This is a genomic window from Gordonia caeni (assembly GCF_039537105.1).
In the GTDB taxonomy this organism is placed as follows: Bacteria; Actinomycetota; Actinomycetes; order Mycobacteriales; family Mycobacteriaceae; genus Gordonia; species Gordonia caeni.
On sequence record NZ_BAAAZW010000007.1, the window covers coordinates 132,370 to 154,377 of the forward strand.

General features: G+C 69.3%; 19 protein-coding genes. 13 read left to right on the forward strand and 6 right to left on the reverse strand.

Annotation, left to right across the window (positions count from 1 at the left end; genetic code table 11):
- The first annotated feature begins 239 nt into the window (after nt 1-239).
- Entirely contained in the window at nt 240-3,428 is a 3,189-nt protein-coding gene (gene ileS / locus ABD732_RS12970) for an isoleucine--tRNA ligase (protein ID WP_344784343.1), read from the forward strand.
- A complete protein-coding gene (locus ABD732_RS12975; protein ID WP_344784345.1) occupies nt 3,425-4,312 on the forward strand; it encodes a phosphatase PAP2 family protein in 888 nt (295 codons plus the stop codon). Before ileS ends, ABD732_RS12975 begins: the two co-directional genes overlap by 4 nt.
- Before the next feature lie 67 nt (nt 4,313-4,379).
- Here the strand turns inward: ABD732_RS12975 and ABD732_RS12980 are convergent, their stop codons facing one another.
- From ABD732_RS12980 to ABD732_RS12990, 3 genes are all read right to left on the reverse strand, one after another.
- Nucleotides 4,380-5,216, reverse strand: coding sequence for an ABC-2 transporter permease (locus ABD732_RS12980; protein ID WP_344784347.1), 837 nt, complete (start codon nt 5,214-5,216; stop codon nt 4,380-4,382).
- Nucleotides 5,213-6,136 (reverse strand): ABC transporter ATP-binding protein, encoded by a 924-nt coding sequence (locus tag ABD732_RS12985; protein WP_344784349.1) that lies wholly within the window; start codon nt 6,134-6,136, stop codon nt 5,213-5,215. Before ABD732_RS12985 ends, ABD732_RS12980 begins: the two co-directional genes overlap by 4 nt.
- A gap of 91 nt (nt 6,137-6,227) precedes the next feature.
- Nucleotides 6,228-6,998 carry an SGNH/GDSL hydrolase family protein gene (locus ABD732_RS12990; RefSeq protein ID WP_344784351.1) on the reverse strand — a complete coding sequence of 257 codons (771 nt, stop codon included), beginning with the start codon at nt 6,996-6,998 and terminating at the stop codon, nt 6,228-6,230.
- Nucleotides 6,999-7,284: 286 nt separating this feature from the next.
- Between ABD732_RS12990 and ABD732_RS12995 the strand changes: the two genes are divergently transcribed.
- The gene (locus ABD732_RS12995; protein ID WP_344784353.1) at nt 7,285-7,482 is read left to right on the forward strand and encodes a hypothetical protein; all 198 of its coding nucleotides are present in this window, start codon (nt 7,285-7,287) and stop codon (nt 7,480-7,482) included.
- On the opposite strand, the gene ABD732_RS13000 is transcribed toward ABD732_RS12995, so the two are convergent.
- Entirely contained in the window at nt 7,462-8,148 is a 687-nt protein-coding gene (locus ABD732_RS13000) for a TetR/AcrR family transcriptional regulator (protein ID WP_344784355.1), read from the reverse strand. The genes ABD732_RS12995 and ABD732_RS13000 overlap by 21 nt on opposite strands.
- Before the next feature lie 99 nt (nt 8,149-8,247).
- On the opposite strand from ABD732_RS13000, the gene ABD732_RS13005 reads away from it, so the two are divergent.
- Nucleotides 8,248-8,706 carry a nitroreductase/quinone reductase family protein gene (locus ABD732_RS13005; protein ID WP_344784357.1) on the forward strand — a complete coding sequence of 153 codons (459 nt, stop codon included), beginning with the start codon at nt 8,248-8,250 and terminating at the stop codon, nt 8,704-8,706.
- A gap of 55 nt (nt 8,707-8,761) precedes the next feature.
- Nucleotides 8,762-10,090 (forward strand): DNA polymerase IV, encoded by a 1,329-nt coding sequence (locus ABD732_RS13010; protein WP_425553048.1) that lies wholly within the window; start codon nt 8,762-8,764, stop codon nt 10,088-10,090.
- Nucleotides 10,091-10,121: 31 nt separating this feature from the next.
- On the opposite strand, the gene ABD732_RS13015 is transcribed toward ABD732_RS13010, so the two are convergent.
- Entirely contained in the window at nt 10,122-11,060 is a 939-nt protein-coding gene (locus ABD732_RS13015; RefSeq protein ID WP_344784361.1) for an asparaginase, read from the reverse strand.
- A 179-nt stretch (nt 11,061-11,239) separates the two neighbouring features.
- Between ABD732_RS13015 and ABD732_RS13020 the strand changes: the two genes are divergently transcribed.
- Nucleotides 11,240-11,845 (forward strand): WKL family lipoprotein, encoded by a 606-nt coding sequence (locus ABD732_RS13020; protein WP_344784363.1) that lies wholly within the window; start codon nt 11,240-11,242, stop codon nt 11,843-11,845.
- 78 nt (nt 11,846-11,923) lie between these two features.
- Here ABD732_RS13020 and ABD732_RS13025 read toward each other — a convergent pair whose 3' ends face one another.
- Nucleotides 11,924-12,892: a hypothetical protein gene (locus tag ABD732_RS13025; RefSeq protein WP_344784365.1), complete on the reverse strand. Its 969-nt coding sequence runs from the start codon at nt 12,890-12,892 to the stop codon at nt 11,924-11,926.
- 93 nt (nt 12,893-12,985) lie between these two features.
- Here ABD732_RS13025 and lspA point away from each other — a divergent pair, with 93 nt between their 5' ends.
- The 7 genes from lspA to ABD732_RS13060 all read left to right on the forward strand — a co-directional run bounded on the left by lspA (nt 12,986) and on the right by ABD732_RS13060 (nt 22,003).
- Entirely contained in the window at nt 12,986-13,594 is a 609-nt protein-coding gene (gene lspA / locus ABD732_RS13030) for a signal peptidase II (RefSeq protein WP_344784367.1), read from the forward strand.
- Nucleotides 13,587-14,513, forward strand: a complete 927-nt coding sequence (locus ABD732_RS13035) for an RluA family pseudouridine synthase (RefSeq protein ID WP_344784369.1) — start codon at nt 13,587-13,589, stop codon at nt 14,511-14,513. The genes lspA and ABD732_RS13035 overlap by 8 nt, the downstream gene beginning before the upstream one ends.
- Before the next feature lie 175 nt (nt 14,514-14,688).
- Nucleotides 14,689-18,228, forward strand: a complete 3,540-nt coding sequence (gene dnaE / locus ABD732_RS13040) for a DNA polymerase III subunit alpha (protein ID WP_344784371.1) — start codon at nt 14,689-14,691, stop codon at nt 18,226-18,228.
- Between the two features lie 115 nt (nt 18,229-18,343).
- Nucleotides 18,344-18,619 carry a hypothetical protein gene (locus ABD732_RS13045; protein ID WP_344784373.1) on the forward strand — a complete coding sequence of 92 codons (276 nt, stop codon included), beginning with the start codon at nt 18,344-18,346 and terminating at the stop codon, nt 18,617-18,619.
- Nucleotides 18,588-19,970, forward strand: a complete 1,383-nt coding sequence (ilvA, locus tag ABD732_RS13050) for a threonine ammonia-lyase IlvA (RefSeq protein ID WP_344784571.1) — start codon at nt 18,588-18,590, stop codon at nt 19,968-19,970. The genes ABD732_RS13045 and ilvA overlap by 32 nt, the downstream gene beginning before the upstream one ends.
- Before the next feature lie 391 nt (nt 19,971-20,361).
- Nucleotides 20,362-21,135, forward strand: a complete 774-nt coding sequence (locus tag ABD732_RS13055; protein ID WP_344784573.1) for an MlaE family ABC transporter permease — start codon at nt 20,362-20,364, stop codon at nt 21,133-21,135.
- Between the two features lies 1 nt (nt 21,136).
- Complete coding sequence (locus tag ABD732_RS13060; protein WP_344784375.1) at nt 21,137-22,003, forward strand: MlaE family ABC transporter permease; 867 nt, start codon at nt 21,137-21,139, stop codon at nt 22,001-22,003.
- The last annotated feature ends 5 nt before the right edge of the window (nt 22,004-22,008 follow it).

Genomic DNA, 22,008 nt, shown 5'->3' on the forward strand with positions numbered 1-22,008 from the left:
GGGAGCTCTCGGAAGAACAGGCGGTTGCGTCGCCATTGCGACGCGCGGCCCCAGTAGAACCGGGCGGGTGCGGCCCGACATCGCCGCGGGAGGTCACTGCTCAGGCAGGGCCTCTGCAGAGCGGCATCGCTGTTGCGGTGCAAGCGGGGTGGTACCGCGCGTCCGCCGAGAACGGCGCCGCGTCCCCGTGCCCGAGGTGAGCCGGCATCCGCCGGCCTGCAGGCACGAGGAGTACGCCGATGACCGAGAATTCCGCCGCCGACGCATCCACGTCGCACGCCCGCGTCTATCCGCTCGTCGATCTGACCGGCGGCCGTGGCCCGGGAGCGCCGTCCTTCCCCGAGGTGGAAGAGCGCGTCCTGCAGTACTGGGCCGACGACGACACCTTCGCCGCCTCCATCGCCAACCGGGACCAGGCCCCGGAGTTCGTCTTCTACGACGGCCCGCCCTTCGCCAACGGCCTGCCGCACTACGGGCACCTGCTGACCGGCTACGTCAAGGACATCGTTCCGCGGTACCAGACCATGCGGGGCAAGAAGGTCGAGCGCCGCTTCGGCTGGGACACCCACGGTCTGCCCGCCGAACTCGAGGCCGAGCGGCAGCTGGGGATCACCGACAAGTCGGAGATCGAGACCATGGGCGTGGACAAGTTCAACGAGTACTGCCGGGACTCGGTGCTGCGGTACACCGGCGAATGGCGCAACTACGTCACCCGCCAGGCCCGTTGGGTCGACTTCGACAACGACTACAAGACCCTGGATCTGGACTTCATGGAGTCGGTGATGTGGGCGTTCAAGCGCCTGCACGACAAGGGGCTGGTCTATCAGGGCTACCGCGTGCTTCCGTACTCCTGGTACGAGCAGACTCCGCTGAGCAACCAGGAGGCCAAGCTCGACGACGCCTACCGGATGCGGCAGGACCCGGCACTCACCGTCACCATGCCGCTGGTGGCGCCTGATTCGCCGCTGGACGGCGTGAACGCCGTCATCTGGACCACGACCCCGTGGACGCTGCCGTCGAACCTCGCGATCGCTGTGCACCCGGAGACCGAGTACGCGCACGTGCGCACGGCCGACGGCGCCGAGTACCTGCTGGCGGCGGCGCTGGTGGGCTCCTACGCCAAGGAACTCGGCGAGACCGAGACCGTCGGCACCTACTCCGGCAGCGACCTGGCCGGGCTGGGCTACCGCCCGCCGTTCGACTACTTCGCGGGTCACCCGAACGCGCACCGGATCCTCACCGCCGACTACGTCACCACCGACAGCGGCACCGGCATCGTGCACCTGGCGCCCGCCTTCGGTGAGGAGGACATGGAGGTGGCGACCGCCCACGGCATCGAGGTGGTCCAGCCGCTCGACCCGGGCGGGCGATTCACCGAGCTGGTGCCCGATTACGAGGGCCAGATGGTCTTCGACGCCAACCCCGACATCATCAAGGATCTGAAGGCCGCCGGCCGGGTGCTGCGCCACGAGACCATCGAGCACTCCTACCCGCACTCGTGGCGGTCAGGTAAGCCGCTGATCTACATGGCGGTCCCGTCGTGGTTCGTCGCCGTCACCAAGATCAAAGACCGGATGCTCGAGCTCAACCAGGAGATCACCTGGTCGCCCGCCCACATCCGCGACGGTCAGTTCGGCAAGTGGCTGGCCGGCGCCAAGGACTGGAACATCAGCCGGAACCGCTACTGGGGCGCCCCCATCCCGGTGTGGATTTCCGACGATCCGGCGTATCCGCGCATCGACGTCTACGGCAGCCTCGACGAGCTGGAACGCGACTTCGGGGTCCGCCCCGATGATCTGCACCGCCCGGTGATCGACCGGCTCACCCGCCCGAACCCGGACGATCCGACCGGGGAGTCGACCATGCGCCGGGTGCCCGAGGTGCTCGACTGCTGGTTCGAGTCCGGTTCCATGCCCTACGCGCAGGTGCACTATCCGTTCGAGAACACCGACTGGTTCGACGGCGGCAACGGCGAACTCGCGCACAATCCGGGCGACTTCATCGTCGAGTACAACGGCCAGACCCGCGGTTGGTTCTACAACCTGCACGTCCTGGCCACCGCGCTGTTCGACCGCCCGGCGTTCAAAACCGTTGCTGCACACGGCATCGTGCTGGGCGACGACGGCGCCAAGATGAGCAAGTCCAAGCGCAACTACCCGGACGTGAACGAGGTCTTCGATCGCGACGGCTCCGACGCCATGCGCTGGTTCCTGATGGCCAGTCCCATCCTGCGGGGCGGCAACCTGGTGGTCACCGAGCGCGGCATCCGCGAGGGCGTGCGGCAGGCGCTGCTGCCGATGTGGAACGCCTACAGCTTCCTGCAGCTGTACGCCGAGCGCCCGGCCACCTGGCGCACCGATTCGCAGCACGTGCTCGACAGGTACATCCTGGCGAAGCTGGCGGTCACCCGGGACGAGATCACCGCGGCGCTCGACGTCTACGACATCGCCGGCGCGTGCGACTCGTTCCGCACCTTCTGTGACTCCCTGACCAACTGGTACGTGCGCAGGTCCCGCGCCCGTTTCTGGGCCGGCCAAGACGAGGATCCGGATGCCTTCGACACGCTGTACACGGTGCTCGAGGTGGCCGGCCGGCTGGCCGCCCCGCTGCTGCCGCTGGCGACCGAGGCGATGTGGCGCGGGCTCACCGGTGAGCGCTCGGTCCATCTGACGGACTGGCCGGCCGCCGACGAGCTGCCTGCCGACCCGGAGCTGGTGGCCGCCATGGACACGGTGCAGTCGGTCTGCTCGGTGGCCTCCAGCGTGCGCAAGGCCAACAAGCTGCGGGTGCGCCTGCCGCTGCCGAACCTGACCATCGCCGCTCCGTCGGCGGACGCATTGGCCCCGTACGCCGGGCTGATCGCCGACGAGATGAACGTGAAGAACGTCGACCTGAGCACCGACGTCGATGCGCACGGCCGGGTGGAGGTCGCGGTCAACGCCCGCGCCGCCGGTCCGCGCATCGGCAAGGATGTGCAGCGGGCCATCAAGGCGGTCAAATCCGGGAACTGGGAACTGAGCACCAGCGCCGAGACCGGCGAGCCGGTGGTCGTCGCCGACGGGATCGAGTTGCGGGGCGACGAGTTCACCCGCAAACTCGTTGCGGTCCAGCCGGATTCGACCGGCGAGCTGCCCGACGGCGGCGGTCTGGTGGTGCTCGACACCACCGTCACGCCGGAACTGGAGGCCGAGGGCTGGGCGAAGGACCGCATCCGGGAGCTGCAGGATGCGCGCCGGAACCTGGGCCTGGACATCTCCGATCGGATCAGCGTCCGCCTGGTGGTGCCGGCGGACATGGTCACCACCGCTCGGGCCCACGCCGACCTGATCGCCGGTGAGATCCTGGCGACCTCCTTCACCGTCGACTCCGGCACCGCCGGCGGGACCGAACTCAGCGACGGGATCAGCGCCGAGATCGTCAAAGCATGACCGTGGGTCACGCACCCGCCGCGCGCACGCCGGCCGCCTCGGGGGCGCGGTGGGTGCTGCTGGCCGTCGGTGCGGTGATCGTCGTCGTCGCCGCGTATCTGGCGGCGGTGCGCACGGCGACGGGTCAGCGCGTCGAGAACGCCGCGCTGCGCGGTGCCTTGCAGGTGAATGCCGACGAGGTGACTGCGGCCGACGAGGCATTGGCGACGTTCACTCTGGCCAGCCTGGGTATCGCGGTCGCGATCCTCGCGGTGATCGGCTGGGTGCGCGGTGGTCTGCGGCTGGCCGCGGTCGCGGTTGGAGTGGTCGGGGTCGCCACCGTCCTCACCGAGGTGCTCAAACGCTATGTGTTGGAGCGTCCGCTGCTGATCGAGGCGCCGGAGTATCTGCGGCACAACAGTTTTCCGAGCGGCCATACGACGGTGGCGATGAGCGTGGCGTGCGCGACGCTGATGGTGGTGTCCTGGCGCTGGCGCACTCTCGCGATGCTGCTGGTGACGTCGTGGACCGTCGGTGTCGGGGCGTACACGGTGGTCGCACGCTGGCACCGGCTCTCCGACACCGTCGGCGCCGACGCCATCGCGCTGCTGACGGCATCGCTCGGCGCACTCGTCCTGCTGCGCTGGCGGATGGTGCGGCGGGTGCCGGCCGACAGGAGCGCGCCGATCCGGACGATCGTGGTGATCCTCGCCTGCCTCTGGGTGGTGGTCATCGGTGCGCTCGGGATCTTCGTCGGTCTGGCCGGGGCGGGCGAGGATCCGGGAGCGACCGCCGACTACAACATCTATCTCGGGGCGCAGGCGCTGGCGTCGGTCGGCTCGGTGCTGGCGCTGCTGCTGGCCTGGGCCTCGTGGCACCGGCTCGAGACCGCCCGCCCGGCGTGACACCTGGAAACCTTCTGCCCGGCGTCCCACCCGTGACGGGCGGGACGCCGGGCAGAAGGTTGCGCTGCTAGGTGTCTCGTCGCTGGACGGAGTAGGTGCCGAGCGCCAGGAGTACTGCTATCTGGCCGGCCAGCACCGCGAGACCGGTCCACGGACCCAGCGAGTCCGGGTTGAACGGAATCACCGAGGTCAGCGCCTGCGTGGAATTGCCGGGGATCACCCGGGCGATCGCGGCTCCCCACTCGCCGGGCAGTGCCCAGGCCAGATTGGCGAGTACTGCGACCGTTCCGAGGACGATCGAGATCGCGGCGGCGGTGTGCCGCACCAGGAGCCCGACGGCGAAGGCCAGCAGGCCCATCAGGGCCAGCACCACGGCTGTGCCGAACAGTGCCCGGACCAGTCCGTCGGTGGCCCACGGCACCCCGACACCCGCGTCGGTCAAGAACCAGTTGCCTGCGAGATAGCCGGCGACGGCGGTGACGGTGCCGGCCACGAGGAGGGTGCCGGTCAGCACGAGCGCCTTCGCCGCCACCACGCGCCCGCGGTGCGGTGTCGCGGCGAACGTGGCCCGGATCAGTCCGGTGCCGTACTCGGAGGTGATCACCAGGGCACCCAGGACGATCGCCGGAATCTGGGCGACCATGGCGCCCCAGGTGACGAACGACGCCGGGACCTCGTCGGCTTCGCCGCCGGCCAGCCAGTCGGCGCTGCCCCAGCAGACGGCCGTGGTCAGGCCCACGCCGAGGACCACCATCGCGATCAGCGACCAGCGCGTCCCGCGGACGGTCCAGAACTTGATCGCCTCGGCCCGGAGCACGTCGCCGAAACCGGCGGTGGGGATGGGTGTGGGCGCTGTGGCGTCGGCCGGGGAGTTCATGGCGGGAGAGTTCACGGTGGCGGTCATGCTGCGGCTCCTTCGGTCGCGGTCTGCGAGTGGTAGTCGACGCTGTCGGCGGTCAGCGTCATGAACGCGTCCTCCAGCGACGAACGCATCAGGGTCAGCTCGTGCAGTGTCATTCCGGCGCCCCCGGCCAGGTCTCCGACCCGGGCCGCGTCGGTGGCCGGTACCCGCAGCTCGTCGCCGTGGACGGTCACCTTGAGGCCGTGGTCGGCGAGCAGGCGGTCGAGGGCCTCCGCCTGCGGTGAGCGCACCCGGACGTACGAGGTCGCGTGCTGGTCGATGAAGTCCTGCGTCGAGCAATCGGCCAGCAGTCGGCCGCGGCCGATCACCAGCAGATGGTCGGCGGTCAGCGCCATCTCGGACATCAGGTGGCTGGAGATCAGCACGGTGCGTCCCTCGGCGGCGAGCCGGCGGGCCAGTCCCCTGATCCAGCGGATGCCCTCGGGGTCGAGTCCGTTGACCGGCTCGTCCAGGACGATCACCGACGGATCGCCGAGCAGAGCGGCGGCGATTCCGAGTCGCTGCCCCATGCCGAGGGAGAACCGGCCGGCGCGCTGTCCGGCCACCTCGGTGAGACCGGCCTGCTCAAGCACCGCGTCGACGCGGCCGGCCGGGAGGCCGTTGCTGGCGGCCAGCCAGCGCAGATGGTCGCGGGCGGGCCGGCCGGGGTGGACGGCGTGCGCTTCGAGCAGCGCACCGACCTCCCGGAGCGGAGCCGGCGCGTCGATGTACCTGCGGCCGTTGACCAGCGCCGACCCGGAGGTGGGGCGGTCGAGGCCGAGGATCATCCGCATCGTGGTGGACTTGCCTGCCCCGTTGGGACCGAGGAAGCCGGTCACGATGCCGGGGCGGACGGTGAAGTCGATGCCGTCGACGGCGGTGGCCTCGCCGAATTTCTTGGTGAGTGTGCGTACCTGGATCATGCCCTTCAGGCTGCCGCGTGAGCCCGGTCGGCCACATCGGGGAAAGCCCCCGAGATCACGCCGGATACACCCTGATCCGACCCCGAGACGGTCAGCGGATCTCGAGTGCCGGGGTGGGCTGCCGGTAGCGCGGTTGCAGCGAATCGCCGGACGACACGCCGCGCAGACGCCGGCCCAACCAGGGCGCCAAAAAGCCGCGGGCCCAGTCCAGATCGGCGAGGCGCTCCTGAACCGTCGATCGGGCCGGCGCTTCGGTGAGCGGCAGCGGAGTCAGGCCGTGGGGCACGCCGAGAGCGTCCAGGACGGCGATGGCCATGCGCTGGTGACCCGCGGGCGACATGTGCAGTCGGTCGAACGCCCACAGACGGCGGTCGTCGTAGTCGCGGATCCGCCAGTAGTCCACCAGGACTGCGCCGCGGCGGTCGGCGATCTGGCGCACGCCTTCGGCCAGGATCGCGAAGCGCCCGCGCAGGGCCCGGAAGACGGGCGCCGAACCCGGGTCGTGCGGGGTGAACACGGCGACGGTCGCGCCCGTGGCGGACAGCCGCGTGATCGCCTCGTCGTAGCAGTTCAGCAGATCGTCCAGATCCACCGCCGGCCGCAGAATGTCGTTGCCGCCGGCGTGAATGGTGACCAGATCAGGTGCCATGGCCATCGCGGGCGGCACCTGTTCGTCCACGATCGGCTTCAGTTTGCGGCCGCGGATGGCGAGGTTGGCGTACTCCAGGCCGGGCTCGACCGCGGCCAGCGCGGCCGCCGTCCGATCGGCCCAGCCGCGCACCCCGTTCGGCAGGTGCTCGGCGACGTCGCCGACGCCTTCGGTGAAGGAATCTCCCAGGGCCACGTAGCGAGTGAAAGTCACCGGGCCAGCCTAGTGGGAGGCCCCGCTGGGCGGCCGCGCCGGACGCAGGGGGAGGCGTCCTTCGCTCGGCTCCCGGCCTGTCGTTCGGGAGACGAGTGCGCGGCCACCCGGAGGGTGTCGCTCGAGTATGCAATTCTCAATCAACACATCGCGCCGGACCTCCCAGCCCGACACTGCGCGGAAGCGGGTCGCCCCGGTGCGTCCACCGGACTTCGTCGTCTCCGTCACTCTCAAGCTACAAGTCACCCCCGACAAGAACAAACTTTCGAATGCCTAGGCTGGGTTCATGAGTGACGATCTGGAACGGCTGCAGCGCTGGGTCGACTCGGGGGCCCATGTCCGGGTGGTGGGCCGGCGCGGTGACCGGCTCACGGTGTCGATGCTGACCTGCGACGGCGGCGAGGAGATGGACCGCGTGGTCAGTGCGGATCCGCGCCTGGCGGAGTGGTGTGCGGAGAACGCCTCACCGGCCGAGGGCGGCTAGCTGCCGCACCAGCTGCGCCTCGAACACGGCGCCGGGGTCGGCGAAGGTCGCCTGTCCGTACCCGTCGAAGACCTCCTGGCCCACCGCGCCGAGCAGCCAGGTCCACAAGCCCAGTGCGGCGAGCACGTCGGCTTCGTCGAGCGCGGCGCCGAACTCGGCGGCGATGGCCCGCAGGTCCGCGCACAATGGCTCGCCGGGCGGAGGTGGCCCGCTGGTGCGAAGCGTTCCCGCCTGTGCCGCCTCGGAGAGCAGTCGAAGGAGCACTGCGATGACCCGGGTGCCCGGAGCCGTCGTGCGTTCGGGTGGGGCCTGATAGCCCGGAACCGGGCTGCCGTAGAGCAGTGCGAACTCGGCGGGGTGGTCGACGGCCCAGAGGCGGAACGCGCGCATGGCGGTGGCCAGGCGCGCCTCCGGCGGACCCGATGCTCGTGCGACGGACGCTTCGACCGCCTCGCCCAGCTCGTCGTAGGCGACGATGACCAGGCGGGTGAGGAGTTCGTCGCGGCTGTCGACGTAGCGGTACACGGCCGAGGAGACCAGGTTCAGTTCGCGGGCGATCGCGCGCAGCGAGAGCGCTGCGGCGCCGACCTTCGACAGTTGCATGCGCCCGAGCTCGACGATCTGCTGGTCGAGCTGCTGTCTGCGTTCGGCGCGCGAGGTGGTCATGGCCCGATACTGCCATAACCGAGAGCGGTGCTCTTGAAAATCCGACCGGACGGGCGCACACTCAAACAGAGAGCACCGCTCACACTTGAGGAGATCGATATGTCCACCACCGCCCATCGCCCCGTCACCCGTCTCGACCGGGCCGTCAACGCCGTCGTCCGGCGGCTCGCCGATTCCGGCGTGAGCCTGGCCGGCGCTCAGACGCTCACCGTGCGCGGGCGCCGCACCGGTGCGCCGCACCGCATTCCGGTGAATCCGCTGGAGCATGACGGCCGGCGCTATCTGGTGGCCCCGCGCGGCACCACCGACTGGGTGCGCAACGCCCGCGCCCAGCCGGCGGCGAGCTTGCGGACCGGTCGCCGCGAGGAGGCGGTCACCCTGGTCGAGACCGACGACGCCGACATCAAGACCGCTGTACTGACGCGGTACCTGTCGGTGTGGGGATGGGAGGTGGGCCGGCTGCTGCCGCCGGGGCTGACCCCCGATGCGGACGAAGCCGTCCTGCGCGACTACCTCGACCGGCTGCCCGTGTTCGAGGTGCGCCCGTCGATACGATGAGCCCGTGGGGCAGGACCGGAACGAGACGAGTGCACGGTGGGTCCTGCACATCGACATGGACGCCTTCTTCGCCTCCGTCGAGCAGTTGACCCGGCCGACCCTCGAGGGACGTCCGGTACTGGTCGGTGGCGCCGGTGGACGCGGGGTGGTGGCCGGCGCGTCGTATCCGGCGCGGGCGCTGGGGGCGCACTCGGCCATGCCGATGCACCAGGCGCGGCGGCTGGTGGGCCCGGCGGCGGTGGTCCTGCCGCCGCGGGGTCAGGTGTACCGGGCGGTGAGCGCGCGGGTCTTCGGAATCATCCGGCGGTTCGTCCCGGTGATCGAGACGCTGTCGTTCGACGAGGCGTTCGCCGAACCGGCGGAACTGGCCGGGGGCAGTGTCGCGGACGCGGAGGACTTCGCGCGAAGTCTGCGCGCCGCCATTCGCGACGAGGTGGGGCTGCCGGCCTCGGTGGGCTTCGGCTCCGGCAAGCAGATCGCCAAGATCGCCTCGGGTCAGGCCAAACCCGACGGAATCGCCGTCATCGCCCCGCGTGGACAGCTGGACTTCCTGCAGGAACTTCCGGTCCGCAAGCTCTGGGGCATCGGCCCGGTCTCCGGCGACCGCCTGGCCCGACTCGGCGTGGAGACGATCGGCGACTTCGCGGCGCTGGCGCCGACCGAAGTGATCTCGGTGCTGGGGGCCACCGTCGGCCCCGCCCTGCATCGGCTCGCCCAGGGGCTCGACGATCGTCCGGTCGCCGAGCGCGCCGTCGCCAAGCAGATCAGTGCGGAGTCGACCTTCGCCGTCGACATCATCGATCTGGCGCGGCTGCGCACGGCGGTGGCCGGGGCGGCGGCCGACGCTCACCGCCGTCTCCTGGAGGACGGACGCGGCGCCCGCACCGTGGTGGTGAAACTGCGGCGCGCGGACATGTCGATCCTGACGCGCTCGATCACCATGCCCGCCGCGAGCACCGACCTGGAGGTCCTCACCGCGGCGGCTCAGCGCGTGGTGCTCGATCCGCTGGAGGTGGGGCCCATCCGGCTGGTGGGAGTCGGCTACGCCGGGCTCACCGCCGACGAGCAGTACACGCTGTTCCCCGACCTGGACGAGTACGGACTCGACGACGACCTCCCCGCGCGCTCACCGGACGAGACCTCCGAAGAGCTTGCCCCGCAAGACGATCCCCCGAACGAACAGGACCCGGGCCACGGCTGGACCACCGGGGTCGACGTCTACCACCCCGAGCACGGTCACGGCTGGGTGCAGGGCGGCGGACACGGCGTGGTCACGGTGCGGTTCGAGACGCGGGCGACGGGCCCGGGCCGCGCCGTCACCTTCCGGATGCCGGAGGAGAAGCTGCAGCGCGCCGATCCGCTCGACAGTCTCGCCTGGGACTGACTGCCCCCCCCGGACGGACGCGCCGGGACGGTCAGGACGGCTGCGAGGCGCTGAAGAAATCCGCGATCTCCGAGCGCGAAGCGCCGGTGGAGAGCAGGGCGATCATCGCCATCCGGGCCTGCGGGGCGCGCAGCCACGGCGAGATGATCGCGCCCGCACGGGCCAGATCGACGCCGCCGCCTCCGCCGCCGTAGGTGGCCTCCACCTCGCCGTAGGGCACGCGCGTGGAGACCACGACCGGGACGTTCCGTTGCTTGGCCTGCGCCACCTCGGCGGTGATGTCCGGATGCGTATTGCCCGAGCCGGTGGCGGACAGGACGATGCCGGCTGCGCGCTGGGCGATGGCCGCGGCGATCAGACCGGGGGAGACACCGGGATAGAGGGCGAGCAGATCCACCCGGGCGGGGACGCCGCCGGGGACCGCGTCGGCGATCAGCGGCCGCGGAAGGCCGTCGTGCACGGCGTCGAAGCCGTCGACGTCGGTGGTCGAGACCTTGAAGACCCCGCGCGCCGGCAGCACTCGGCTCCCGAGGGCCACCTGCACGCCGCGTCCGCGGTTGGCGGGGTCGGCGGCCAGGGAGATGGCGGCGGCGATGTTGTCGGGGCCGTCGGATCTCGGGTGGTCGGCCGGGTACTGCGCGCCGGTGAAGACGACCGGGCGGGGGTCGGCGGCGAAGACATCGGCCAGAAAGGCGGTCTCCTCCAGGGTGTCGGTGCCGTGGGTGACGACGACTCCGGCCACCTCCGGGTCGCTCAGCGCCTCGGCGATCGCGCTGACCACCGCGAACTGGTCGCGGACGGTCATCGCCGACGAGTCCAGCGTCATCAGGTCCACCGCCTGGACGACGGTCTGCGAGAGGTCGTGTGGGATCAGGTCGGCACCGGTCAGAACGGGTACGGCGCCGTCGTCGGTGGTGCGGGAAGCGGCAGTGCCGCCAGTGGTGATCATCACAACCGGGCGTGGGGTCATGCGCCGATTCTCGCACTTACGCGACGGTCATGTGCGCTGGTCACCGGAGGGGAGTTGTGACTGCTGGTAGTAGTGGTGACGGTGGGAACCTGTGTGTGGGCTCAGGTTCGTTTGGCATAGTGGTTGAAGCTCGTGATCGGCCCGAACGACCGAGCAGAATCCCATGGAGGTTTGATTCGGTGAAGTTCCGTAAGTTTCTGGTGGTCGGCGCCGTCACCGCCCTGGTCGGTGTGACCGCGGCCTGTGGCAGCGACGACAGTAATCTTCCGGCTGTTCCGACGGCCTCGACGACCTCGGAGAGCGCAGCGGCCAGCGGTGCCGAGGACGCGAGCCTCGAGGCCGAGCTGTCCAATGAGAAGAAGCGTCCCACGGTCGCAGCCCTGAACGAGATGCTGCAGATCGCGCTCGACCCGGACGTCCCGCCGAAGGACAAGACCCAGCTGGTGGAGGGTTCCGAGGTGGACCCCGACCTGTTCGATCAGCTGGTCAAGGTGGCCAAGGAGAACCCCGACGTCACCTACGAGATCAAGAAGCCGGTGGTCGGCAACGGTCCCAAGCGTGCTTCGGTGAAGGTCGAGGTGAAGCTGCCCGACAACCCGCCGACCAAGATCGACGCCTCCATCGTCTACGAAGACGGGCGCTGGAAGCTGTCCAAGTCGACCGTGTGCCCGCTCCTGCAGGCCGGCGATGTGAAGACCCCGCTGTGCAGCGACGCCTCCGGTGCGAGCGCAGGCAACAGCACCAGCAAGAAGAGCAGCAAGACGACGTCCACGTCGGCACGCTGACTTTTCGCTTCTCGCACACCCGGTGAGCCGGGCCGGACACACCGTCCGGCCCGGCTCACTGCATCAGGATCGTTCGCCTCAGGATTGCCCGGCGGTGGGTTCCCAGCGCAGGGAGAACGCCGTCTGCTGCAGGATCGGGCGCTCGGCGTCGGCGCCGACCAGTTCCCGGGCGCCGCGCAGTTCCAGGCTGCCCGACTGCGGCAGCAGCGTCGCCAGATCGACGGTGACGGTGCCCGAACCGGTGTTGTTGAATCGGCTCAGGTCCAGCGTCGAGGCCGACCCCGGGATCCGGAAGATCGGTGCGGTCGGCGTCTCGTCGACGCTGACGTCCAGGGTCAGCCGGTCACCGTCTCGCGCGGTGAGGGTCACCTCCATCACCTGCTCGACGGTGGTGGCTGCGGTGACGGTGCGCTCCACGCGCCAGCGGGCTCCCTCGCCGATCGGCGCGGTCGGGATCGGGACGGCATAGGTCAGGGCACTCAGCAGCGACTGCTCGACGGCCCGGCTGGCCGGGGCCTCGGCGTCCTGCGGTGGGAAGATCCGCAGCGACGTGGGCGTCATCCCGTCGCGGTAGGTGACGCCCCCGGTGGCGCCGTCGAAAGCGTCGAGCGCGGGATCGAGCGCTTCGTCCGGGGAGGACACGTCACCGAAGGTGAACTCGAGTTGGTCGGGCTGCGTGCAGCCGGCGTACGCGGTGAGCGCCATCGTCACCGCCTCCACCGTCGTCGTGGGGGCCGTCGACTCCGAACCGACCACACTGGTCTCGCGGGATTCGGTGGTCAGCGTGACTCGCTGCGGGGCGTCGGTGCGCGGGGCGGGAGCGGGGATCGAGAGATCACCCGTCCCGGGGTCGGTCACCGTCACGTGCGCCGGCGGCAGGTCGATGGGCCGCACGTCCTCGGCCTGTGCGCTCGAGGTGGGAGCACAGCCGCGATCGGGGTCCGGCGGGGGTGCATCGTCCGACGAGCAGCCCGTCAATACCAGCGCCGTGACGACACTCAGGGGGAGCAGACCGGCTGCGGCGCGGGAGAGGCGAGGAGCGGGCACGCCGTCCAGCCTAGGGGAGCGGCACCGCCCCGGCGGAGGCCGGTCTGCGCCCCGAGTGGGCGCCGACCGTGCTCGTTGTGGAGAATCGGGGGCATGAACGACGCCGCACCGGACGGTGCCCCCGGCGCCGGTGACACCCCGACCGCTACCGATGCGGCCCGCGGGCGGTCGCGCGGCCTGCTCGTCGGCCTGATCCTGATCGCCGTGGTCGTGTACCTGGCCGACCTCGCGACCAAGACGCTCGCGGTTCACCACCTCGACCCGTCGGATCCGGTCGAGGTGATCGGCGACTTCGCCACCCTGCATCTGGTGCGCAACAGCGGGGCGGCCTTCTCCATGGCCACCGGCTACACCTGGATCCTCACCATCATCGCGCTGATCGTGGTGGTGGTGATCATCCGGTTCAGCCGCCGGCTGGGGTCCACCGGATGGACGATCGGCCTGGGACTGGTGCTCGGTGGTGCGCTGGGAAATCTCACCGACCGCTTCTTCCGCGAGCCGGGCCCGCTGCGCGGACACGTCGTCGACTTCATCTCGGTCGGTAGCTGGCCGGTGTTCAACGTCGCCGACTCCGCGGTGGTCTGCGGCGCCGTTCTGTTGGTGGTGCTGACCCTGCTGGGCTACGACTACGACGGTTCGCGATCCGGCTGGGCGGCCCGCCGGGCCGGCGCCGGCGACGAGGAAGGCGAGTCCGATGCGTGAGTCCCGCGCGATGCCGGTGCCCGACGGTCTGCACGGGCTACGAGTGGACGCCGGGGTGTCCCGGCTCCTGGGGCTGTCCCGGACGGTGGCGGCCGGGCTGGCCGATGCCGGCGAGATCACCGTCGACGGCGTGGCCGTGCCCAAATCGCACAAGCTGGCCGCCGGAACCTGGCTCGACGTGGTGTTGCCCGCCCCGGCGGAGCCGCTGCGCGTGGAGCCCACCCCGGTCGAAGACCTGGAGGTGATCTACCACGACTCGGACATCATCGTCGTGGACAAGCCGCCGGGCGTCGCTGCGCATCCGTCACAGGGCTGGACCGGCCCCACCGTGATCGGTGCACTGGCCGCAGCGGGCTTCCGGATCTCCACCTCCGGCCCGGCCGAACGCAAAGGCATCGTGCACCGGCTGGACGTGGGCACGTCCGGCGTCATGGCCGTCGCGGCCTCCGAGCGTGCGTACACGCTGCTCAAGCGGGCTTTCAAGCAGCGCACCGTGGAGAAGGTCTACCACGCGGTGGTCCAGGGGCACCTGGATCCGCCGGAGGGCACCATCGATGCGCCGATCGGCCGTCATCCCGGGTCGGACTGGCGGTTCGCGGTCACCTCCAACGGCAAGGAGTCGGTGACCCACTACGAGACCCTGGAGATGTTCGCGGCGGCCACGCTGCTGGACGTGCATCTGGAGACCGGCCGCACTCACCAGATCCGCGTGCATCTGTCGGCGTTGCATCACCCGTGCGTGGGGGATCCGACCTACGGCGCCGATCCCACGCTGGCGGCGCGTCTGCGTCTCGACCGGCAGTGGCTGCACGCGCGGGCGCTGTCGTTCGCGCACCCCGCCGACGGCCGGCGCGTGCAGTACACCGCGCCGTATCCGGCCGACCTGCAGCACGCCCTGGACGTCCTGCGCGACGTCTGACCCCCGCCTCCCGAGTGGAGTCGGGGGAACGGCTGCGCGGTGGCTGAAACCGTCCACTGCAGGCTCATCTGTCACACCCGGGCGAGCCAGCCGCCGACTGTCGGGGGCGCCGCCTACAGTGGAGTCGTTCCATCGGCCCGAGAGGGCTGTCGCCGCCTGGGAGGGAGTCGGACGCTTGTCCGGATCGTTCGTTCACCTGCACAATCACACCGAGTACTCGATGCTCGACGGTGCGGCGAAGGTCTCTCCGCTGTTCGCCGAGGCCAAGCGCCTGGGCATGAGTGCCATCGGCATGACCGACCACGGAAACATGTTCGGCGCCAGCGAGTTCTACAACACCGCCGTCAAGCACGACATCAAGCCGATCCTCGGCATCGAGGCGTACGTGGCGCCGGAGTCGCGGTTCAACACCAAGCGAGTGCTGTGGGGCAGCCGGGACCAGAAGAGCGACGACGTCTCCGGCTCGGGTGCCTACACGCACATGACGATGGTGGCCGAGAACGCCACCGGGCTGCGGAATCTGTTCCGCCTGTCCTCGTTGGCCTCGATCGAGGGGCAACTGGGCAAGTGGTCGCGCATGGACGCCGAACTGATCGCCGAGCACGCCGAGGGCATCATCGCCACCACCGGCTGTCCGTCCGGCGAGGTGCAGACCCGTCTGCGGCTGGGGCACGAGGCCGAAGCCTTGGAGGCCGCAGCCAAGTGGCAGGACATCTTCGGCAAGGACAACTTCTATCTGGAGCTGATGGAGCACGGCCTGGAGATCGAGCAGCGGGTGCGCACCGGTCTGCTCGACGTCGGCCGCAAGCTCGGCATCAAGCCGCTGGTCACCAACGACTGCCACTACGTCACGCGCGAGCACGCGACCGCCCACGAAGCACTGCTGTGCGTGCAGACCGGTAAGACGCTGTCGGACCCGACGCGGTTCAGGTTCGACGGCGACGGCTACTACCTGAAGTCGGCCGACGAGATGCGGGCCCTGTGGGACGACGTGGTGCCCGGCGGCTGCGACAGCACCGTCGAGATCGGCGAGCGGGTGCAGTCCTACGCCGACGTCTTCACGCACCGGGACCGTATGCCGATCTTCCCGGTGCCCGACGGCTACACGCAGGAGACGTGGCTGCAGCGCGAGGTGGAGGCCGGTCTGCGGCGCCGCTTCGAGGACGGACCGGTTCCGGACGAGTACGCCTCGCGTGCGGCCTACGAACTGCAGGTGATCAACCAGATGGGCTTCCCGGCCTACTTCCTGGTGGTCGGCGACTTGATCGCGCACGCTCACGAGGTCGGGATCCGGGTGGGCCCGGGCCGAGGAAGCGCCGCCGGCTCGCTGGTGGCCTGGGCGCTGGGCATCACCAACATCGACCCGATCCCGCACGGTCTGCTGTTCGAGCGGTTCCTCAACCCCGAGCGCGTCTCCATGCCCGATATCGACATCGACTTCGACGACCGGCGGCGCGGCGAGATGGTGCGCTACGCCAGCGAGAAGTGGGGCACCGACAAAGTCGCCCAGGTGATCACCTTCGGCACCATTAAGACCAAGGCCGCCATCAAGGACTCCGCGCGCGTGCAGTTCGGGCAGCCGGGCTTCGCCATCGCCGACCGCATCACCAAGGCGCTGCCGCCGCCGGTCGCCGCCAAGGACATCACGGTCGCGGGCATCACCGATCCGTCCCACGAGCGGTACGGCGAGGCCACCGAAGTGCGGGCCCTGATCGAGACCGATCCGGACGTCAAGCGGATCTACGACACGGCGCTCGGTCTGGAAGGTCTGATCCGCAACGCGGGCGTGCACGCCTGCGCGGTGATCATGTCGTGCGACCCGCTGACCGACGCGATCCCGGTGTGGAAGCGCGCGCAGGACGGCGCCATCATCACCGGCTGGGATTACCCGTCGTGCGAAGACATCGGCCTGCTGAAGATGGACTTCCTGGGGTTGCGGAACCTCACCGTCATCAACGATGCGCTCGACAACATCGAGAACAACCGCGGCATCGACCTCGACATGGACAAGCTGCCGCTGGACGACTCCAAGACCTACGAGCTGATGGCGCGCGGAAACACCCTCGGGGTGTTCCAGCTCGACGGCGGCCCGATGCGCGAGTTGCTCAAGCGGATGCAGCCGACCAAGTTCGAGGACATCGTCGCCGTCGGCGCGCTCTACCGCCCGGGCCCGATGGGCGTGAACGCCCACAACGACTACGCGGATCGCAAGAACGGCCGCCAGGCCGTCAAGCCGATCCATCCCGAGCTCGAGGAGCCGCTGGCCGAGATCCTGTCGGAGACCTTCGGCCTGATCGTCTACCAAGAGCAGATCATGCAGATCGCACAGAAAGTGGCCGGCTACTCGCTGGGTCAAGCAGACCTGTTGCGACGCGCGATGGGTAAGAAGAAGAAGGAGATCCTCGACGAGGCCTACGAGGGCTTCCAGAAGGGGATGCTCGACAACGGCTTCTCCCAGCCCGCGATCACCGCGCTGTGGGACACCATCCTCCCGTTCGCCGGCTACGCATTCAATAAGTCGCACGCCGCCGCGTACGGCCTGGTGTCGTACTGGACCGCCTACCTCAAGGCGAACTATCCGGCCGAGTACATGGCGGGGCTGCTCACCTCGGTGGGCGACGACAAGGACAAGTCGGCGATCTATCTGGCCGACTGCCGGAAGATGGGCATCACCGTGCTCCCGCCGGACGTCAACGCCTCGCGCGCCGACTTCGCCGCGGTCGGCGAGGACATCCGCTTCGGGCTGGCCGCCATCCGCAACGTGGGCGCCGGCGTCGTGGCCTCGATCATCTCCTCGCGGGAGGAGAAGGGCGCTTTCACCAGCTTCTCGGACTATCTGTCCAAGATCGACGTGACCGCCTGCAACAAGAAGGTCACCGAATCTCTGGTGAAGGCCGGCGGATTCGATTCTCTTGAGCATCCGCGCAAGGGCCTGTTCCTGGTGCACGCCGACGCCGTCGACTCGGTGCTGGGTACCAAGAAGGCCGAGGCGATCGGCCAGTTCGACCTGTTCGGCGACATGGGCGGCGGAGACGATTCGCTCAGTGAGGTCTTCGCGGTCAAGGTGCCCGACGAGGAGTGGGACTCCAAGCACAAGCTCGCCCTGGAGCGGGACATGCTCGGTCTCTACGTCTCCGGTCATCCGCTGGCCGGTATCGAGCACGCGCTGGCCTCGCAGACCGACACCTCCATCACCTCGCTGCTGGAGGGGGAGGTGGCCGACGGCGCACAGATCACGATCGGCGGCATCATCTCCTCGGTCACCCGGAGGGTGAACAAGAAGGGTGAGCCGTGGGCCGCGGCGACCATCGAAGACATGGTCGGCGGGGTGGAAGTGTTCTTCTTCCCGCGCGCGTACGTCGCGTACGGCATGGATCTGGTGCCCGACAACGTCGTGCTGGTCCGGGCGCGCGCCAACAAGCGGGACGATTCGCTGATGATCAGCGCGAACGACCTCGCCCTGCCGGATCTGTCCGCGGTCGGGACCACCAGGCCGCTGAGCCTCACCCTGGCGGCGCGAGCCTGTACGCCGGCCAAGGTGACCGCACTCAAGCAGGTGCTTACCCGGCACCCGGGCACGTCCGACGTGCACGTGACCCTGGTCAGCGAGCGCAATCAGACGCAGCTGCGCCTCACCGAAGCACTGCGAGTGACGCCGTCGTCGGCCCTGATGGGGGATCTCAAGGCCCTCCTGGGGCCGAGCTGCCTCACCTGAGTCCGCCGCGACCACAACCTCGTGTTCGCGACGACGCAGGCCCGTGTGTGGAATCACACGATGGAATGTTTCGGCGGGCCGAAACTTTTGTCGTGGCTGTGGCTATACTGATGTCATGACCACCCTGAACGACATCGTCGCCATCGGAGGACGCCGACGGGCCGCCGGCGTTCCGACGGTCGACGTCTTCGGGGTCGCGTGGCCGCAGTACAAACTGCATGCCGTTCTGGCCGGACTGGCCGCCGTCGCGGTGGTCCTGGTGCTGGGCGGCACGGGAGCGCTGGCCATGTGGGTCAGTGCGGCCGCCGTCCTTCTCGTCTGGTGGGGCGAGCGCGCCGCGTTCGGTGCGCGGTGGGACGATAGTGGGCGTGACCACCACTCCCGCAGCTGACCCCATCGTCGAACCCGGCCTGACTCAGGCCAGCATCGATGCCGCCGCGCAGCGGCTGGACGGCGTCGTCGCGCGAAGTCCGCTGGAGCCCTGCCCGCGTCTCTCGGAGGCCACCGGCGCGCGCGTCTATCTCAAACGGGAAGACCAGCAGACGGTTCGGTCGTACAAGATCCGCGGCGCCTACAACGTGATGGCCCAGCTGACCCCCGAGGAACGCTCCGCCGGCGTGGTCGCGGCCAGCGCGGGCAACCACGCCCAGGGCGTCGCCTACGCCTGCCGGGCGATGGGGATCCCGGGGCGCATCTATGTACCCACCACCACTCCGAAGCAGAAGCGCGACCGCATCGCCTGGCACGGCAAGGAGTTCGTCGAACTGATCGCCGTCGGCGACACCTACGACGCGGCCGCCTCGGCGGCGCAGACCGATGTGCTGCGGACCGGGGCCACCTGGATCCACGCCTTCGACGACCCGCGCACGGCGTCGGGGCAGGGGACCATCGGCAAGGAGATCGTGTCCCAGCTCGGCGAGGCCCCGGATGTGATCGTCCTGCCGGTCGGCGGCGGCGGCTGCCTGGCCGGCATAGTCACCTATCTGCGAGCCACCTGCCCGGGCGCCGCGATCGTCGGGGTGGAGCCGCACGGCGCCGTGTCCCTGGCGGCCGCCCTGGTGGCTGGCGAGCCCTACACCCTGGACGACATCGATCCGTTCGTCGACGGCGCGGCCGTCAAGCGCATCGGCAATCTGGGACACCGCGTGATGGCGGCCGCAGGTGCTCGTGTCGTGGAGCACCCGGTGCTCGCGCAGATCACCGACGACCCGAAGGTTCCGGTGATCGCGCGCGAGCAGATCGACCTGGCGCCCGGCAGTGTCACCGTCACGCATGTCGACGAGGGCGCCATCTGCTCGACGATGCTCGAGCTGTACCAGAACGAAGGCATCATCGCCGAGCCCGCCGGCGCCCTGGCGGCGACCGCGATCGCCGAACTCGACCTGCCCGCCGAGGCGACGGTGGTGGCACTGGTGTCCGGCGGCAACAACGACGTCTCCCGCTACGGCGAGATCATCGAGCGCTCGCTGGTGCACCGCGGGCTCAAGCACTACTTCCTGGTGAACTTCCCGCAGGAGCCGGGCGCGCTGCGCCGGTTCCTGGATGAGGTGCTCGGCCCCGACGACGACATCACGCTCTTCGAGTACGTCAAGCGCAACAACCGGGAGACCGGGGCGGCACTGGTGGGTGTGGAACTCGGCGAACGGGCGGCTTTCGACGGCCTCCTCGAGCGCATGGCGCACTCGCGACTGGACGTCGAACTGCTGGAACCGGGTACGCCGGCGTACGAATATCTCACCTGAGGACCTTCCGGCCCCCGAGTGCCTGCCGCGACCACCTGGTGAATTGCGTTCTGCAAGAACGCCTTCCGCTGCCACGCATGGGCGGTCGCCGGCGGCGCTCCGTGCGATTCCCGCGGCGGGCACTAGCGGACCGCGGACCGTTTGTGGCGCGTTTGCGTCGAATAGTGAGGCCTGACACAAGTCTGTCGAGTCGTGACGTATATTGCTACCCACGGGTCAGTTAGCGCCGACCTGTGACACGGTCGGGGGCTGCTTCAAGAGTGGTTCTCACCATGACGACGAACGTGAAGGCAGGGGAGTGAGCACAGACACGGTCGACTCCGGCGTTGCGCGTGCCCGTACTCGACGGCGCTTCTCTGACACCGGCTTCGGCCGTTGGTGGCGTGAGCACATCACCAAGTCCTTCGAGACCTTCGGACGTCAGCTCGCGATGTTCGTCGAGGTCTTCAAGGTGCTGATCACCGACCTCGCGAAGGGCCGGTTCCCGTTCGCCGAGTTCGTGCGGCAGTGCGGCTTCATGGCCTCCACCTCGGTGTTTCCGACGCTGCTGGTGGCCATCCCGATCGGCGTGATCGTCTCGATCCAGGTCTCCAACATCGCCGGGCAGATCGGTGCCACGTCGTTCGCCGGCGCGGCCACGGGGCTGGGCGTCATCAGGCAGGGCGCACCGCTGGTCACCGCGCTGATCATGGCCGGTGCGATCGGCTCGGCCATCGCCGCCGATCTGGGTTCGCGCACCATCCGCGACGAGATCGACGCCATGAAGGTGATGGGCGTCAATCCGGTCGAGCGGCTCATCTCCCCGCGTCTGCTGGCGACCATGGTGGTCAGCTTCCTGCTCTGCGGCTTCGTCTGCTTCGTCGGCTTCATCACCGGGTACCTGTTCAACGTCTACTTCCAGGGCGGCACACCGGGCAGTTATACGGGCACCTTCGCGTCCTTCGCCGGTCCACCGGACCTGATATTCGCGCTCGTCAAAGCGGTGATATTCGGGGCCATCGTGGCGGTGGTGGCCTGCGACCGGGGGCTGACCACCAGCGGAGGCCCGGCCGGTGTGGCCAACTCGGTGAACGCCTCGGTGGTCAACTCTGTGATCCTGCTGTTCACCGTCAACGTGGTGCTGACGCAGATCTTCGCCCTCGTCGTGCCGGCGAAGGTGGTGTGACGTGACCGCCTCCCGGTATACCGCGCCCGCCCTTCGGCCCCTGCTGTGGCTGAAGAAGCTGTGGACCGCTCCCCGCGACGCCCTGGTCTCGATGGGACACCTGATCACCTTCCTGGTGAAGTCCATCGGCCTGGCCCCGATCACCTTCCGGCACTATCAGAAGGAGATCTGGCGGCTGCTGTCCGACGTGGCGTGGGGCAACGGCGCCATCGTGGTCGGCGGCGGCACCGTCGGCGTCATGGTGATCCTGGGCATCATGGGTGGTGCAACGGTGGGCATCGAGGGATACACCGCCCTGAACCTGCTCGGCATGGAACCGCTGACCGGCGCGCTGTCGGCGTTCGCGACCACCCGTGAGATCGCGCCGCTGCTGGCGGCCACGGCGTTCACCGCGCAGTCCGGCTGCCGCTTCACCGCCCAGCTCGGTTCGATGCGTATCAGCGAGGAGATCGACGCCCTCGAGGCGATCGCGATCCGGCCGCTGCCGTACCTGGTGACCACGCGCATGGTGGCCGCGGTGCTGTCGATCATTCCGCTGTACGCGGTGGCCCTGGCCGCCAACTACATCGCCGCGCAGCTGATGTTCCAGCTGCAGAGCGGCCAGGGTGCCGGTACGTACCTGCACTACTTCCAGCAGTTCATGCTGTCGAGCGACGTCCTCTTCTCTTTCCTGAAGGTGGTGGTCTTCGTCCTGCTGACCACCTTCATCCAGTGCTACTACGGCTACTTCGCCTCGGGCGGTCCGGAAGGAGTCGGCGTCGCCGCCGGCCACGCGATCCGCCTGGCGATCATCACGATCGTCTTCGCCAACCTGATCATGACGCTGGTGTTCTGGGGCACCACATCGGGAATCAAGATTTCGGGGTAACTGAG